Genomic DNA, 14,109 nt, shown 5'->3' with positions numbered 1-14,109 from the left:
ATTTTATGATTTTCTTTATACAGCAGGTAAATGATACTTTGGTAGGGTATCTTCACTATATTTAATATGTTCAAAACTTAGAGGTATTTTAAAATCTTCAATTGAACTATCATTCAAAAATTCTATTGTAATTTTATCATCTTCCTGCTTATTATTGTTCCTAAAAAAATATTTTTTTCCCAAAGCTTTTATTGGTGAATTATTATTAAAATCAAACCCAGTTACTGCATATAATTTAATATTGTTAACAATACTCACTGTTTTTAAAAAAATATATGCAATTTTAATGGCCATATAACTTCCTGGACCATTTACATAATATATCTCATCGAGATCATATTTATTTAATATACTCTCAAATAATAAAGGTAAAATATCACTCGTTTTACCATCTTTAGAGAAAGTTTCTATATGTTCATTATCTTTATAAATACCTATTTTCAATGGACTAGAAATAGATATTACGAGTACTTTAAATTTAGGCTGTTGCATATGCTTTCTCTAATGATTCCACTTCATCTTTAATCTCTTCAAGATCAACTACTTCATAGTTAGAAGGATCTTCTAGTAACTTTTTTGTTAAAAGATGATTTAGATGATGACTCCCTGCATGTGCATTATATTCACCAATCATTGTATATCCTAAAAGAGACATATCACCAATTGCATCCAAAATCTTATGTCTTACAAATTCATCATGATATCTTAATCCATCAGGGTTTAATATCTTTTGATCATCTAAAACAATTGCATTGTCAAGACTTCCACCTTGTGCTAAACCTATACTTCTAAGATATTGTACTTCATGTAAAAAACCAAATGTTCTTGCTCGACTAATATTTTCTTTATACTCTTCAATTGAATAATCAAATCGAAATGATTGTTCTCCAATTGCAGGATGTTCAAAATCGATTGAGAAATCATAAATAATATGATTTGATGGTAAAAGTTTGGCAAATTTACCATCACTTTTAACTTCAACTTCTTTTTTAACACGAATCGCTTTTTTACTTTTTGTTTGTTCTTTAATACCAACTTCATCTAACAACATACAAAATCCGCTACTGCTACCATCTAAAATAGGAATCTCATCATTATCTAAAACTACTCTTAAATTATCAATCCCATAGGCATAAATTGCAGACAGTAAATGTTCAATTGTAGATACGACTACATCATTTTTCCCTATTACAGTTGCCATTTGAGTATCTATTACATACTCAGGTGATAATGGGATAGATATCGCTTCATCATTTCTGTAAAACACTATACCCATATCATCTTCTAAAGGCTCTAGTCTCATTTTCACAGGAACGCCTTTATGTAACCCTATTCCAACAATTTCTACACTTTTATTAATTGTTCTTTGTTTCATTATTTACCATCTATATCTTTTTTTGCTTGTTTAAGAATATCTGTTATTCGAACTTTTATCCAGTTTCTATCCATCCATTCTATTGGGTTAACCTCTACTCCTTGAATTAAAACTCCAAAATGTAAATGATCTCCAAAAACAGCACCTGTTGCACCTGTATGTGCAATCTTTTGATTTGAGGAAACTGTTTCTCCCACATCAACTTGTTGAGAACTTGTATGTGCATAAAGTGTTGCCAATCCCATCCCATGATCTATGATAATTGAATTTCCGTATAACCCTAAATAGTTTTTAAATACAACAATACCATCGTTTGATACTCGAACTGGTGCTTTTTTTACACTTGCCCAATCTATCCCTAAATGCCACGCTTCATTTATTTTTTCACCATTTAAATAATAATGTCGTCTATCTCCATATCCGGCTACAGTTTTAGAACCTCGCAATCTTTTAAAAGCTTTAATATTAAAACTTTCAACCATTCTATTGTTAGTGTTTTTTTCAATAGTTTGCTCTATAGTTTTAACATTTTTTTCTCGTAATTCTCTATTTGAATAGATAAATATATCTTCTAAATTATCTGGTATTTTTTCAAAACTTTGCTCTAAAACACTTGCACTTACATTTTTAATAAATTTTTCACTTACAGTAATATTATCATTTTTAACTGTCTTCCTTTGGATATAAAAAGGGACTTTAGTTATTGTCTTATTATCAGCTTTATCTGTAACAATCAAATTTACTCTGTTAAATGATGTTATATCCATAGGCCAAGCCACAAGCGCAACATAATAGTTTTCTTTATGATATGGTGTCAATTTAAAGTTTTTTATATCGTTGAAAGAGATATATGCATCTTTTAAATTTTCATCTTGAACTTTTACAACAACAACTGCACTACCACCTCTTTGTATATATCGAGAATTTCCAAGAACATTCGCAATCGGTTTTTTTGTATCAATACTTACATCAATATTTTGAATAACTTTATTACCCTCTAAAAAGTTCCATTTGCTATTATCAACTACTTCTACTTCTAGAGTTGTATTTTGCCCTTTGTAAAACATATCTAATTTTGGTGGTTTAATACTAAGAGTAATCTCTTTTTCTGTTTTCTTCATCACTTCTTGAGCTAATACTATATCTTTTGCTCCATCTTTAAAAGTAACTTTATAATATTTAATCCCACTATCATCTTTTAACTTTATCTCTACAGGAGATTTCAAATTCCAATAAATGTTATCTTTTGATTCTACAGTTGGCTTATTTTGCTCAAAAGCAGGTGAGAGATATAAGTAAGCTACTCCTATAATAATTGCAATAATTACTACACTTATAATGATACCCAATGGGCTATTTCTATTTTTTTTAAATGTCAAGATATTTCCTCTAATGATTGTAATATTTCACGATTATATCGTAAAGTTATTTAGTTCTTCTATAATGAAGTTGCTTATATCCTTCTCGTCTTTTTTTATAACTACTTAACGCAAAAGGATTATGAATATCTAAAATATCAATTGCTAAACAATCTCCACCTCCTCGTCCAATTCGTCCTAGATATTGTACTAATCTTCCATAGTATGATATTGGTGTAGCAAATATAATTGTGTCAAGATGTGGGAAATCTATCCCTTCGCCAAAAAATGAAGTAGTTGCAAGAACTAACGAACTATTTTCAACTTTGTTCATATTTACTTTTTGCTCATTCTTTTTCAAACTTCCATGAACTGACACATATTCAATTTTATTTGCTTTTAAAATTAATTCTAAATTTTCAATATGTTCAATTCTATCTGTTAAAAGTAAAATTTTTCGTTGTTTGTATTGTAATATCTCCTGATAAATAAGCATATTTCTTTCATCATTCATAATAATTTCACCGATTAAATCTGAAAAGTTATCAACTTTGCTTTCAAAAGTAGTTTCTACTATTTTTAACTTATTTGTTAAATTCTTTTTACTTTTAACTTCATATGCAACAGATCCTAATTGTTGGAATAATAATGGTTCCATTCCATCTTTTCTATTTGGTGTTGCACTTAAACCCAATATATATTTTCCAGAAAACTGTTTAATGATTTTTTCAAAAGTAAGTGCAGGGATATGATGGCACTCATCAACAATAACAAAAGAATAGTTTTTAATAATATCTGTATTATTTTTTAAACTTTGCATAGTTGCTACATCAAGTCTATTGTTAAGGGTGTTTTTACTTTTTCCTAAAAATCCAATCTCTTTTTTTGTATACCCAAAGTAATCTACAAAACGATCAATCCATTGATCCAAAAGCATATTTTTATTTACAATAACCAAAGTATTACACTGCCTTAACTCAATCATTTTTGAACCAATTAATGTTTTACCAAACCCAGGTGGAGCAATACATATAGAAAAATCTTTTTTTTCTATATGTTTAATAGCATCTTGTTGTTCTTTTCTTAGGGTAAATTTGATTTTATGAAATTTTTCATGAATCAATAATCTTTCATCTAAGAAACTACTATCTAAACCAGCTCTTTTAAATATCTCAATTACACCTCTCATCAATCCTCTTGGTAGTACTAGTTCGTTATGATTTTGGGTATATGCATAAATTTTACGAGGAATATTATAAAGTGGTTTTCGTAATGATTGTAAAGTCTTAACTTGAGGATTTTCAAAACTTGCAAGATCTTTTAAATCTTTTACAAGCTCTGTAGAGAGAAATGTTGAGTTTATATATATAGCCTCTTTTAAAACTATAAAGTTCTTATTTGATAGTTGCTTCTGATTTTCTAAATCTTTTATTTGTACAGCAATAGAATCTCTAAGTTTATAAAGTTCCTCTAATTGCTCATCAATATTTATCATTTATTTACGATTCGATTTGTACTGTTTCATTAACTTCTAATTTATTGTATTGGCTACATCTTGTAGAGTTTTTCTTTTTACCTTCCCCCTCAAATATTCCATTTTGTTCAATGATAAGCTCATCATATTGAATTTTTCCAATTACTCTACCCGAACCTAAAATGTTTACTTGAGCAACATCAAACAACCCATCTATGATCCCATTTACAGTGAGTATTTTTGAACGGATCTCTCCTAAAACCTCACCATTTTTCCCAATGGTTACATCTTCAGTAGCTACAATAATCCCTTCAAATTTGCCATCTATAAAAATTGAGCCTTTCGTATCAATCACCCCTTTAACTGTAGTACCATTACTAATTACTGTTGTGCCAATTTGTTCTTTTGGCTTTTTATTAGTTTTATTAAAGATTCCCATTCCACTCTCCTTTGTTTTTCAAATATTTGGTCATAATTTTTCATATTCCATTTTGTAAATGATGTTGGATTTAAAATTTTATTTGCATAACGAATCTCATAATGTAAATGAGGACCACTACTTCTTCCACTATTTCCACTTCGAGCTATTAATTGCCCTTTATGAATAATATCACCTGCTTTTACATCTACAAACCGTAAATGTCCATAAGCTGTTTCAAAACCAAAATTGTGTGAAATAATAACAACTCTTCCTAAAGTTCCCTCGTTTTTATCTTGTATATATCTTACAACACCATCCGCTGTTGCTCGAACATCTGTTCGTCTAGCTGCTCTTAAATCAAGACCATTATGAAAGCGTTTTTTTTGTGTTATAGGGTGTGTTCTCCAACCAAATTTAGAAGTAGGAACACATTTTGGCAAAGGACATTCACTTGGAATAGTTTGCAACATATATATCTTTTCAGATGATGTTAACTTTGCTAAAGTAGCTCTTTGTAAAAGTGATACATCATCTTCTTTTTCAATACCAATAATCTCTTCTATCTCGTCAAGTTGCATACCCAACTCTTCAATTTGAGCTCTTTTATTTTCTATCTCTTTACTATATTTGTTATTTTCTGTTGTAAGTTTTTCTCTATCTTGAGAAAGTTCATTTACGCTTGTTGTTAATTTTGAGATAACAAAAAAACTTAATGTTACAACTAAAAGAACAACAACGATAATCCAAAGTATCACTTTTTTAATGATTTTATTTACACTAAAAGATTTTGAACTATTTATATCCGAAATAGTTATAACTAATTTTTCTTTTTTCATTACTTGTTATACCTTTTCAAAAAATTTTCTACTACTAAAAAAGAACCAAATATAAGATAATTATTTTTTGCATTTACATTTTGAATATCAAAATCTCTTGTTTCTAAAGATAGTGTTTGAATAGTTTCAATAAGTTTTTCTTTTTCTACAATCCGTACATCATCACATTCTATTATTTGTACTTCTTTAATAAAAGGTTTTAAAATCGTTAAAACTTTATGATAATCTTTATCTGAATAACTATTATACACTAAAATAAACTTTTTATCTATCTCTTTTAGTTCCTTAGCAATGGCATTTGCAGCTAAAGGATTATGACCAACATCAATAATAATATTGTCTTGAAAATACTCAAATCTTCCAGATATTTTAGGAAGCTGATAATCGAAATTTTTAAATCCAAGAAAATCTAAAACACTTAAAGCAGTTTGTAAATTATTTTGCAAGTAGATAGGTAGAGATTTTGCCTCACTAGTAAGTGTGTAGGTTTTTCTTTCAATCTCTTTTTTAGTTTTTAAAACTGTATTCTTTACTTTATACACTTCATTAAAAACTTGATTTGAGATAATAAACTTATCATCACAACTTCTCATTTTGGTTGCACTTATTAGTTCGATTGTATCACCTAAAAAATTTTGATGATCAAGTCCAATGGTAGTAATTATACTTAAATTATTATTGACTACATTTGTTGCATCGAACTCACCACCAAGACCAGCTTCAAGTACTAAATAGTCTAAATTATTACTAAGCAATAGTCCAAGGAGTGTTGTATACTCAAAATAAGTTAATTTTTCAAGTAAATTTATTTCTAAAATATTTTGTAACTTTTCATGCGCTTTATTTAAAATATCATCATCTACATCATCTCCATCTATCCATATTCGTTCATTAAACTTAGAAATATGAGGGGAACTATAATGCAGAACCTTTTGATTTAGCTGCATTAAAAGTGACGCTAAAAATCGTCCTGTAGTTCCTTTTCCATTTGTTCCTACAATATGTATAACATAAGGTAAAGTGATATGTTTAGACAATTGCTTCCATGCAAGTCTTACAATAGAATAATCAATCTTATCATAGTACAAACTTTTTTCTTCTAAAAAATTTTCAAGAGAGGACTTAATGGCTACTTCCTCATATTTTGAATAGCAATTTTTGAGAAAATATCGCTTAATGCTTTTTGTGCTGCTGCTTTTACAGCAACACTTCTTTTCTCATCTGTTATCACTGAATCTTTGTCGACAGAATAATCATAATAATCACTTACCTCAATTGTATTTATTCGTTGTTCTCTTTTTTGATAAGTTAACAATATAGTAACTTGTGTACGATAGCTCTTGGCATACCCATCATTATCAGTACTCATAACACTATGAGTTACATTGTTTAAAGTAATATCAACAAAAGTTTCAGCTTTTGTTTTATCATCAGTCAAAGGAGTTTGAAACTGATTTATGATTATCTTATTTATTGCATCTTTTATATAAATAGAATTTTCAGAATTCTCGATATCCATATTAAGCTTTACATAAACATCACCTTTAATAGCATCTCGGGCATAATAAGATGCTGGCTTATACCCACATCCAGCGAATACTCCTAATATAAGACATATAGATATTATCGATTTCAAGATTAACCTTTAACCACTAAATTTACAAGTTTTTTAGGAACAACAATCTCTTTAATTATCTCTTTCCCGTCAATCCATTTTTTAGTATTCTCATTTTCTTTTGCTATAGCTAAAATTTCTTCTTTTGAGGCATTTGGTGAGACTTCAACTTCACCTCTTTTTTTCCCATTTACTGTAATAGCTAAAACAATAGTATCTTGTACAAATACTTCCTCTTTTACTTCTAGAGTATTTTCAAAATTTACTCTTGCAAATAGTTTTTCACTCAACTCCCAAGAAGCATGAGGAATAATAGGCTCTAATATATTTGTTAAAATATAATATCCTTCTAACCATACTACAGAATTGTCTTGTTTATTTAAAGCATTTAATGCTTCCATACAAGATGCAATCAATGTATTAAATGCATATGTTTTATTCATAACTTCATGAGATTTTTGTAAAGCTTCATAAACTTTTTTTCTAGCTTCTTTTTCATCTTTTTCTAATGAAGAATGATCAATTTTCTCAATTTGAGAAGCATTAGCACCTTCACATTTACTAGAATTTTCATAAAATTTTCGTATAAATCTATATGCACCTTCTACAGCACTATCATTCCATTCTAACTCTTTTGTAGGAGGTGCTGCAAACATCATAAATAGTCTTGCAGTATCTGCCCCATATTTAGAAACGATAGCATCAGGATCTACTACATTTCCTTTAGATTTAGACATCTTAGCACCATCTTTTAAAACCATACCTTGAGTAAGAAGATTTTTAAATGGCTCTACACTATTTGTGTAGCCTAGTTGATTTAGTGCTTTTGTAAAAAATCTTGCATATAAAAGGTGTAAAATAGCATGTTCAATTCCACCAACATACTGATCTACATCCATCCAGTAATCTGTATTTGCTTTATCGATACCTACATCATTCCATTTTTCTGGATTTGTTGCATATCGTAAAAAATACCAAGATGACTGAACAAAAGTATCTAAAGTATCGGTTTCTCTTGTTGCATCTTTTCCACACTTAGGACAAGATGTATGTTTCCATGTAGGATGATTTTCTAAAGGATTTCCTTCACCAGTAATCTCTACATCTTCAGGTAAAGCAACTGGTAAGTTCTCTACTTTTTCAGGAACAATTCCACAATCATCACAATGAACAAAAGGGATAGGTGCACCCCAATATCTTTGTCTTGAAACACCCCAATCTCTTAGTTTATAATTGATCTGTTTTTTCCCTAAAGTCTCTTGCTCAAAATCATACATAATAGCTTTTTTTGCTTTTGTGTTTTTTTGCCCATCATACTTATCACTGTTGATAAGTTTTCCCTCACCAGTAAATGCTTCAGACATATCTGTATCATTTTCAATAACTACATTTATTGGCAAATCATATTTTTTTGCAAATTCAAAATCTCTTTGATCGTGAGCAGGTACAGCCATAACAGCTCCCCCACCATAAGAAGCAAGTACAAAGTTAGCAACCCATACAGGTACTTCTTTTCCAGTTAAAGGATGAACAACTGTAATCTCTAAATCTAAACCAATTTTTTCTTCTGTTGCTCGATCTCTTTCTGTCACTTTTTTCATCGCTTTAATTGCATCGATTTTTTCAGTGCTTAAAAGATTATTCTCAATTAAATATGTAACAATTTCATGTTCAGGAGCAAGTGCAGAATAACTTACACCATATACAGTATCAGGTCTTGTTGTAAATACTGTGTATTTATCAAAATTATTACCAAGTTTCTCTTTTGAGCTAGCACTTAAAGAGAAATCAAACTCTAAACCTTCACTTCTTCCTATCCAGTTTTCTTGCATAGTTAATACTTGAGATGGCCACTGACCTTCTAATGTTTTTAAGTCATCTAATAATGTTTGAGCATATTTTGTAATAGCAATATAATAACCAGGCATCTCTTTTTGAACAACTTCAGTACCACATCGCCAACAACATCCCTCTTCTAATTGTTCATTGGCTAAAACAGTTAAATCATGTGGACACCAGTTTACAGTTGCTGACTTTTGATATAAAAGTCCCTCTTCAAACATTTTTATAATAAACTCTTGTTCCCACTTTGTATATAATTCATCACTTGTAGCAAATTCTCTTGTTTTAGAAAAACTTAAACCTAAACCTTCAAGCTCTTTTCTCATATAGTCTATATTTTCATATGTCCATTTTTTAGGATGAGATTTATGTTTAATCGCCGCATTTTCTGCTGGCATACCGAAACTATCCCAACCAATAGGATGTAAAACATTAAAATTGTTTTTTCTAAAGTGTCTAGCAAATGCATCACCTAAACAGTAGTTTCTTACATGTCCCATATGAATTCTTCCACTTGGGTATGGAAACATACTTAAAATAAATTTTTTCTTTTTAACTGAATCATTCACCAAATCTTCTTCTGACATTAAGTCAGAAGATTTTGGCTCTTCTAGTGGCTCATGTGTCTTGTTTTCATTCCAAAAATTTTGCCATTTTGTTTCTATGGCAGATGGATTATATTCCATATTTAGTATTCCTTATCTTGAGTTTTTGCACTCTCTATTAATGCTAGTGCTATTGAGAACACATTTGCAACAACTGCACCAATTGCTAAAGCAATTGCTAAGTCTACATTATCACTAAAAGAGTACACTATAAATGCTGGTATAAGATGTAAATCAGCAACTAAAGAACTAGCTAAAAGTTCAGCAGCAAGCAAGTTTCGCACACCGATTTTTAAAATTGTTGATATAATATTCACTCCGGCTGCTAAAAATAAAGCAATTTCATTTTGTTCATACAAAAAACCTGCTGTTGTTGTTAAACTCATCAATGAAAAGAATATATATATTACCTTACCCCAATCCATGCAAACTCCTAAAATTAATATCTATTATTTCGCATTATAAATAAATGTTGGTTATAACTTGGTTAATAGTGAAAAAAAATGATTTAAACTTTTATTTAACTTATCTATTGTAATATATTCATTGTTATAAAATTATCTATTGAGGCTTATATGAAATTTATTCTCCCTTTTATCATCTCCTTTTTTATTGTAGGATGTACTTTACCTAAAAATACAGAACAAAATCCATTACCATTATTAGCAGAAAAATCAGATACAAATACACTGCAATTACAACAAAACAATGCAGATAATACAATTTTTACAATTAGAGATACAATACAAGAAAAGCATCTTCATTCAAATTTAAATGATACCATTGTAGATATTGCAAACCAATTATTTACTACTAAAATAAATCATAAAAACCCTACAAGAATTATACTTACCTCTTTTGTTGATTTGGAAAACTTTGAAAACACATCTACATTTGGAAAACTTTTAAGTGAGAGCATGTTCAATGAACTGCATATAAGAGATTTTAGTATTACTGATTTTAGAGGGCAAAAAGCTGTATTGGTAAATGAAGATGGTGAATTTCACATCACAAGGGATGTAGAAAAATTAAAAGACAGCATTGATGAGATTGAATATATACTTGTTGGCACTTATGTAAAATTTGAAAATGAAAGTTTACTTATAAATGCACGAATTATGGACTCTAACTCAGGGAAACTTTTATCAACTGCACGAGTTGTTTATTATCCAAAAGATTGTAGTCAATTTGGTATTTGCAAACAAATGGAAAAAACTCATAATCTTTATGATGGTACTGACCAAACAACAAATACAAATATTAACAATAAAATAACAAAATCAAGCTCAAGAGATTCAGGAAGTTTTTCAATTGTATCTGATGAGTGTAAAGATGGAAAATGCGACAAATAATTATTACTTTAACTTTAACTTTAACTTTAACTTTTCTTTTTACTGGTTGTTCAATAATGAACTCATCTCAAGATGCTTTTAAATTTAAATATTTACAATCTACAAGTATAACTGATTTTCATCTGTTCACAAAAGAAGTTTTAGATGATTTATCAACTACAATTTTGGAAATAAAATCTAAAAGAAAAAATATATCACCTCTTTATGTAACTGATTTCGTAAACTTAAAAGAACTGAAAAATAAATCACAATTAGGGTTTATTTTATCTGATGCTTTAAAAACGAATATAACGCAAGATTTAAATTGGCCTATTTACCAAATTGAATTTTCAAAATACTTAAAAATTGGTTCATCAGGAACAAGTTTGATGTCTAGAGAGGTTGATGAGTTAAAGTACACAAATATTGATGATGACACTTACGCCTTAGTAGGTACTTATTCTCTCACGCAAAGACAATTAATTCTTTCAGTAAAACTAGTAAATTTAAATAATGGTGTGATTATCAAATCAGCTACTAAAAGTATGGATTTAACAGATGAGATCATCAGATTAGAGCAAAAAGAAGAAAGAATACAACAAGTTTACCAACCTGTAACAATTTAAAACCTAAAGAGTTATAATAACTCTTTAAACAAAAGATTATATTTTACTTCACCTCTAAATTCATTTTTAGAAATAGTTGCGTTAAAACTAATTTTTTCTCCGATATTCATTGGTTCACAGTCGATAAAGATAATTACTTCTATAATATTTTTTCCATCACCTACTACTAACTTACTATACTCTTTATTTTTTCCCATTTTTGTTATATTAAATATCTCTAAATTATTAAAAGTAAATATAGGATATGGGTTAGTGATACCAAATGGACGATATGATTCTATAAGATTATAAACTTCATTATGAACATTAATAAGATTAAAACTTCCCAAACTATTTCTATTTGTATCTTCATCCAATTTTGGAAGTGTTTTGATCTTTTGATTAATAAGTATTTTAAAATTTTCTAATTTATCAGTATTTATACTTAATCCTGCTGCTTGTTTATGTCCCCCAAATCCATTTAACAGAGATGCACAAGTTTTAATTAATTCATATAAATTAATATCAGAAGTACTTCTACAACTTGCTTTTGAAACCCCTTCATTAATACTAAATACAATAGCAGGTTTATTATATTTTTCACACAATTTTGAAGCAACTATTCCTACAATCCCTTCATTCCAGTCTTTACTTGACACCACAACTACATTATCACTATCTTCAACTTGTTCTTTTGCTTCATTGAACATTTTGAGTTGATCTTCTTTTCGTGATTCATTTAATTCGATTAAATAATCAAGTTGCATATTTGCTTCAACTTCATCAAAAGATAAAAGAAATTCTAAGGCAATAGAAGGATCAGCCATACGACCAGCACAATTTATCAAAGGAGCAATTTTAAATCCAATATCTTCTTCCGTAACAGTTTTTAAATCATAACGCTCTCGTAAAACAACCATCGCTGGTCGCATAGATTTTTGTAATACCTTTAAACCTGCTTTTACCATTGTTTTATTTAGACTCACCATTGGCATGATATCTGCAACAATCGCTAAACTTAAAAGATCAAAAAGCTCCATAAGATTATAATCAAATTTTAACTCTTTTTTGATACTTGCACACAAATACCATGCTATTTGTGCTCCGCAAATTTCACTAAAAGGAAATGGGCAATCGCTTTGCTTAGGATTTACAATAGCATAAGCATCAGGTAAAACATCTCCAACTGTGTGATGATCAGTTATAATCAAATCCAAACCTCTTTGCTTACATATCTGAGCAGATTCAACAGCACTTATTCCATTATCTACAGTTATTATTATTCCATCATATATCTGTTCCAAAATCAAAGGGCTCAGTCCATAACCATGTTCAAACCGATTGGGAATAATATAATTTATCTCTACACCTAATGCACTAAAAAATGAAACCATAATGGCAGTTGATGTTACACCATCGACATCATAATCACCAACTAAATTAATAGTTTCGTCATTTTTAATGGCATCAACAATTCTTTTTGTTGCTTTATCTATATCTTTAAAGTTTTCAGGAGTTGGCATACTTTTCAAAGTTTGATATTTGTCATTCTTTATTCTATTTTGTAAAATATTTTCTATATCTTTTATGTTTAGTTCTTTATTCATAAAATAATTATATCCTTTTTAAACTATTTTTGGATAAAATAATTACAAAGTGAAATATAAATTTAGGATAAATTAAATGGAAAAAGCAAAATATATTTGGATGGATGGTGTACTTACTCCTTGGGATGAAGCTAAAGTTCATGTGCTAACACACACTCTTCACTATGGTAATGGTGCAATTGAAGGAACAAAAGCATATAAAACTGAAGATGGAAGATGTGCTATATTTAAACTAAAAGAACATACACAAAGACTTTTAGACTCTTCTAAAATGACACTAATGAATGTACCTTATAGCGTAGAAGAACTCAATGATGCTCAAGTAAAACTATTACAAGAAAATGAATTATTTGAAGGTGCATATATCAGACCACTTGTATATTTAGGATATGGAGTAATGGGTCTTTATCATAAAGATGCTCCTGTAAATGTATCTATATCAGCTTGGAAATGGGGAGCATATTTAGGAGAAGAGGGTTTAAAAAATGGAATCCGACTTAAAATATCTTCTATGACTAGAGGTGGAAATACTTCAGGAATGGGTAAAGCTAAAGCAGTAGCAAACTACTTAAACTCGCAAATGGCAAAATACGAAGCTGTTGAAGCTGGATATGATGAAGCTCTTATGCGAGATGATCAAGGGTATATAGCAGAAGCTAGTGGTGCTTGTTTTTTCATGGTAGAAGATGGAAAACTAATCACTCCTCCAAATGACAATTCATTGAAATCTATTACACAAGCAACAGTAATTGACCTTGCAAACGACATGGGAATAGAGGTTGTAAGAAGAAGAATAACAAGAGAAGAAGTATATATTTGTGAAGAGTGTTTTCTTACAGGAACAGCTGCTGAGATAACTCCTATTAAAGATGTTGATGCAAGAATTATTGGTTGTGGAAGTCGTGGACCTATAACAGAAAAAATACAATCTGCTTACTTTGATGTGGTTGCAGGAAAAAATGAAAAATATTTAAAATACTTAACTTATATAAACTAATATTAGAACTAAAAAAGTTATTTAAGATAAAACAAAGTGCAAT

Annotated in this window: 14 protein-coding genes; 3 read left to right on the top strand and 11 right to left on the bottom strand. The window is 29.2% G+C overall.

The window, feature by feature from the left end; translation table 11 throughout:
- Positions 1 to 15: 15 nt before the first annotated feature.
- Genes ACMCMH_RS06385 through ACMCMH_RS06340 form a run of 10 tightly spaced genes read right to left on the bottom strand, consistent with a single transcriptional unit; the run spans position 16 to position 9,951 of the window.
- On the bottom strand, positions 16 to 492 hold the full coding sequence (locus ACMCMH_RS06385; RefSeq protein WP_412723786.1) for a hypothetical protein: 477 nt from the start codon (positions 490 to 492) through the stop codon (positions 16 to 18).
- Positions 479 to 1,375: a UDP-3-O-acyl-N-acetylglucosamine deacetylase gene (gene lpxC, locus ACMCMH_RS06380; protein WP_412723784.1), complete on the bottom strand. Its 897-nt coding sequence runs from the start codon at positions 1,373 to 1,375 to the stop codon at positions 479 to 481. The genes ACMCMH_RS06385 and lpxC overlap by 14 nt, the downstream gene beginning before the upstream one ends.
- Positions 1,375 to 2,754, bottom strand: a complete 1,380-nt coding sequence (locus tag ACMCMH_RS06375; RefSeq protein ID WP_412723782.1) for a M23 family metallopeptidase — start codon at positions 2,752 to 2,754, stop codon at positions 1,375 to 1,377. Before ACMCMH_RS06375 ends, lpxC begins: the two co-directional genes overlap by 1 nt.
- Positions 2,755 to 2,800: 46 nt before the next feature.
- Positions 2,801 to 4,228 carry a DEAD/DEAH box helicase gene (locus tag ACMCMH_RS06370; RefSeq protein ID WP_412723780.1) on the bottom strand — a complete coding sequence of 476 codons (1,428 nt, stop codon included), beginning with the start codon at positions 4,226 to 4,228 and terminating at the stop codon, positions 2,801 to 2,803.
- A 4-nt stretch (positions 4,229 to 4,232) separates the two neighbouring features.
- The gene (locus tag ACMCMH_RS06365) at positions 4,233 to 4,646 is read right to left on the bottom strand and encodes a bactofilin family protein (protein WP_412723778.1); all 414 of its coding nucleotides are present in this window, start codon (positions 4,644 to 4,646) and stop codon (positions 4,233 to 4,235) included.
- Positions 4,589 to 5,464, bottom strand: a complete 876-nt coding sequence (locus ACMCMH_RS06360; RefSeq protein ID WP_412723776.1) for a M23 family metallopeptidase — start codon at positions 5,462 to 5,464, stop codon at positions 4,589 to 4,591. Before ACMCMH_RS06360 ends, ACMCMH_RS06365 begins: the two co-directional genes overlap by 58 nt.
- On the bottom strand, positions 5,464 to 6,552 hold the full coding sequence (locus tag ACMCMH_RS06355; protein ID WP_412723774.1) for a glutamate ligase domain-containing protein: 1,089 nt from the start codon (positions 6,550 to 6,552) through the stop codon (positions 5,464 to 5,466). Before ACMCMH_RS06355 ends, ACMCMH_RS06360 begins: the two co-directional genes overlap by 1 nt.
- Positions 6,553 to 6,593: 41 nt before the next feature.
- Positions 6,594 to 7,100, bottom strand: coding sequence for an LPS assembly lipoprotein LptE (gene lptE, locus ACMCMH_RS06350; protein WP_412723772.1), 507 nt, complete (start codon positions 7,098 to 7,100; stop codon positions 6,594 to 6,596).
- 2 nt (positions 7,101 to 7,102) lie between these two features.
- Positions 7,103 to 9,607 (bottom strand): leucine--tRNA ligase, encoded by a 2,505-nt coding sequence (gene leuS / locus ACMCMH_RS06345; protein ID WP_412723770.1) that lies wholly within the window; start codon positions 9,605 to 9,607, stop codon positions 7,103 to 7,105.
- Between the two features lie 2 nt (positions 9,608 to 9,609).
- A complete protein-coding gene (locus ACMCMH_RS06340; RefSeq protein ID WP_412723768.1) occupies positions 9,610 to 9,951 on the bottom strand; it encodes a DUF6394 family protein in 342 nt (113 codons plus the stop codon).
- Between the two features lie 150 nt (positions 9,952 to 10,101).
- Between ACMCMH_RS06340 and ACMCMH_RS06335 the strand changes: the two genes are divergently transcribed.
- Positions 10,102 to 10,878, top strand: coding sequence for a FlgO family outer membrane protein (locus ACMCMH_RS06335; RefSeq protein WP_412723766.1), 777 nt, complete (start codon positions 10,102 to 10,104; stop codon positions 10,876 to 10,878).
- Positions 10,866 to 11,483 carry a FlgO family outer membrane protein gene (locus ACMCMH_RS06330; RefSeq protein WP_412723764.1) on the top strand — a complete coding sequence of 206 codons (618 nt, stop codon included), beginning with the start codon at positions 10,866 to 10,868 and terminating at the stop codon, positions 11,481 to 11,483. Before ACMCMH_RS06335 ends, ACMCMH_RS06330 begins: the two co-directional genes overlap by 13 nt.
- Before the next feature lie 11 nt (positions 11,484 to 11,494).
- On the opposite strand, the gene recJ is transcribed toward ACMCMH_RS06330, so the two are convergent.
- Complete coding sequence (gene recJ / locus ACMCMH_RS06325; RefSeq protein WP_412723762.1) at positions 11,495 to 13,069, bottom strand: single-stranded-DNA-specific exonuclease RecJ; 1,575 nt, start codon at positions 13,067 to 13,069, stop codon at positions 11,495 to 11,497.
- Positions 13,070 to 13,145: 76 nt separating this feature from the next.
- On the opposite strand from recJ, the gene ACMCMH_RS06320 reads away from it, so the two are divergent.
- Entirely contained in the window at positions 13,146 to 14,066 is a 921-nt protein-coding gene (locus ACMCMH_RS06320; RefSeq protein WP_412723760.1) for a branched-chain amino acid transaminase, read from the top strand.
- Positions 14,067 to 14,109 lie beyond the last annotated feature (43 nt).

The sequence above is a fragment of the Arcobacter sp. 15-2 genome (assembly GCF_047159865.1).
Lineage (GTDB): Bacteria > Campylobacterota > Campylobacteria > Campylobacterales > Arcobacteraceae > JAIOSF01.
Note: the sequence above shows the minus strand (reverse complement) of the source record. Positions and strands in the feature narration are given on the sequence as shown.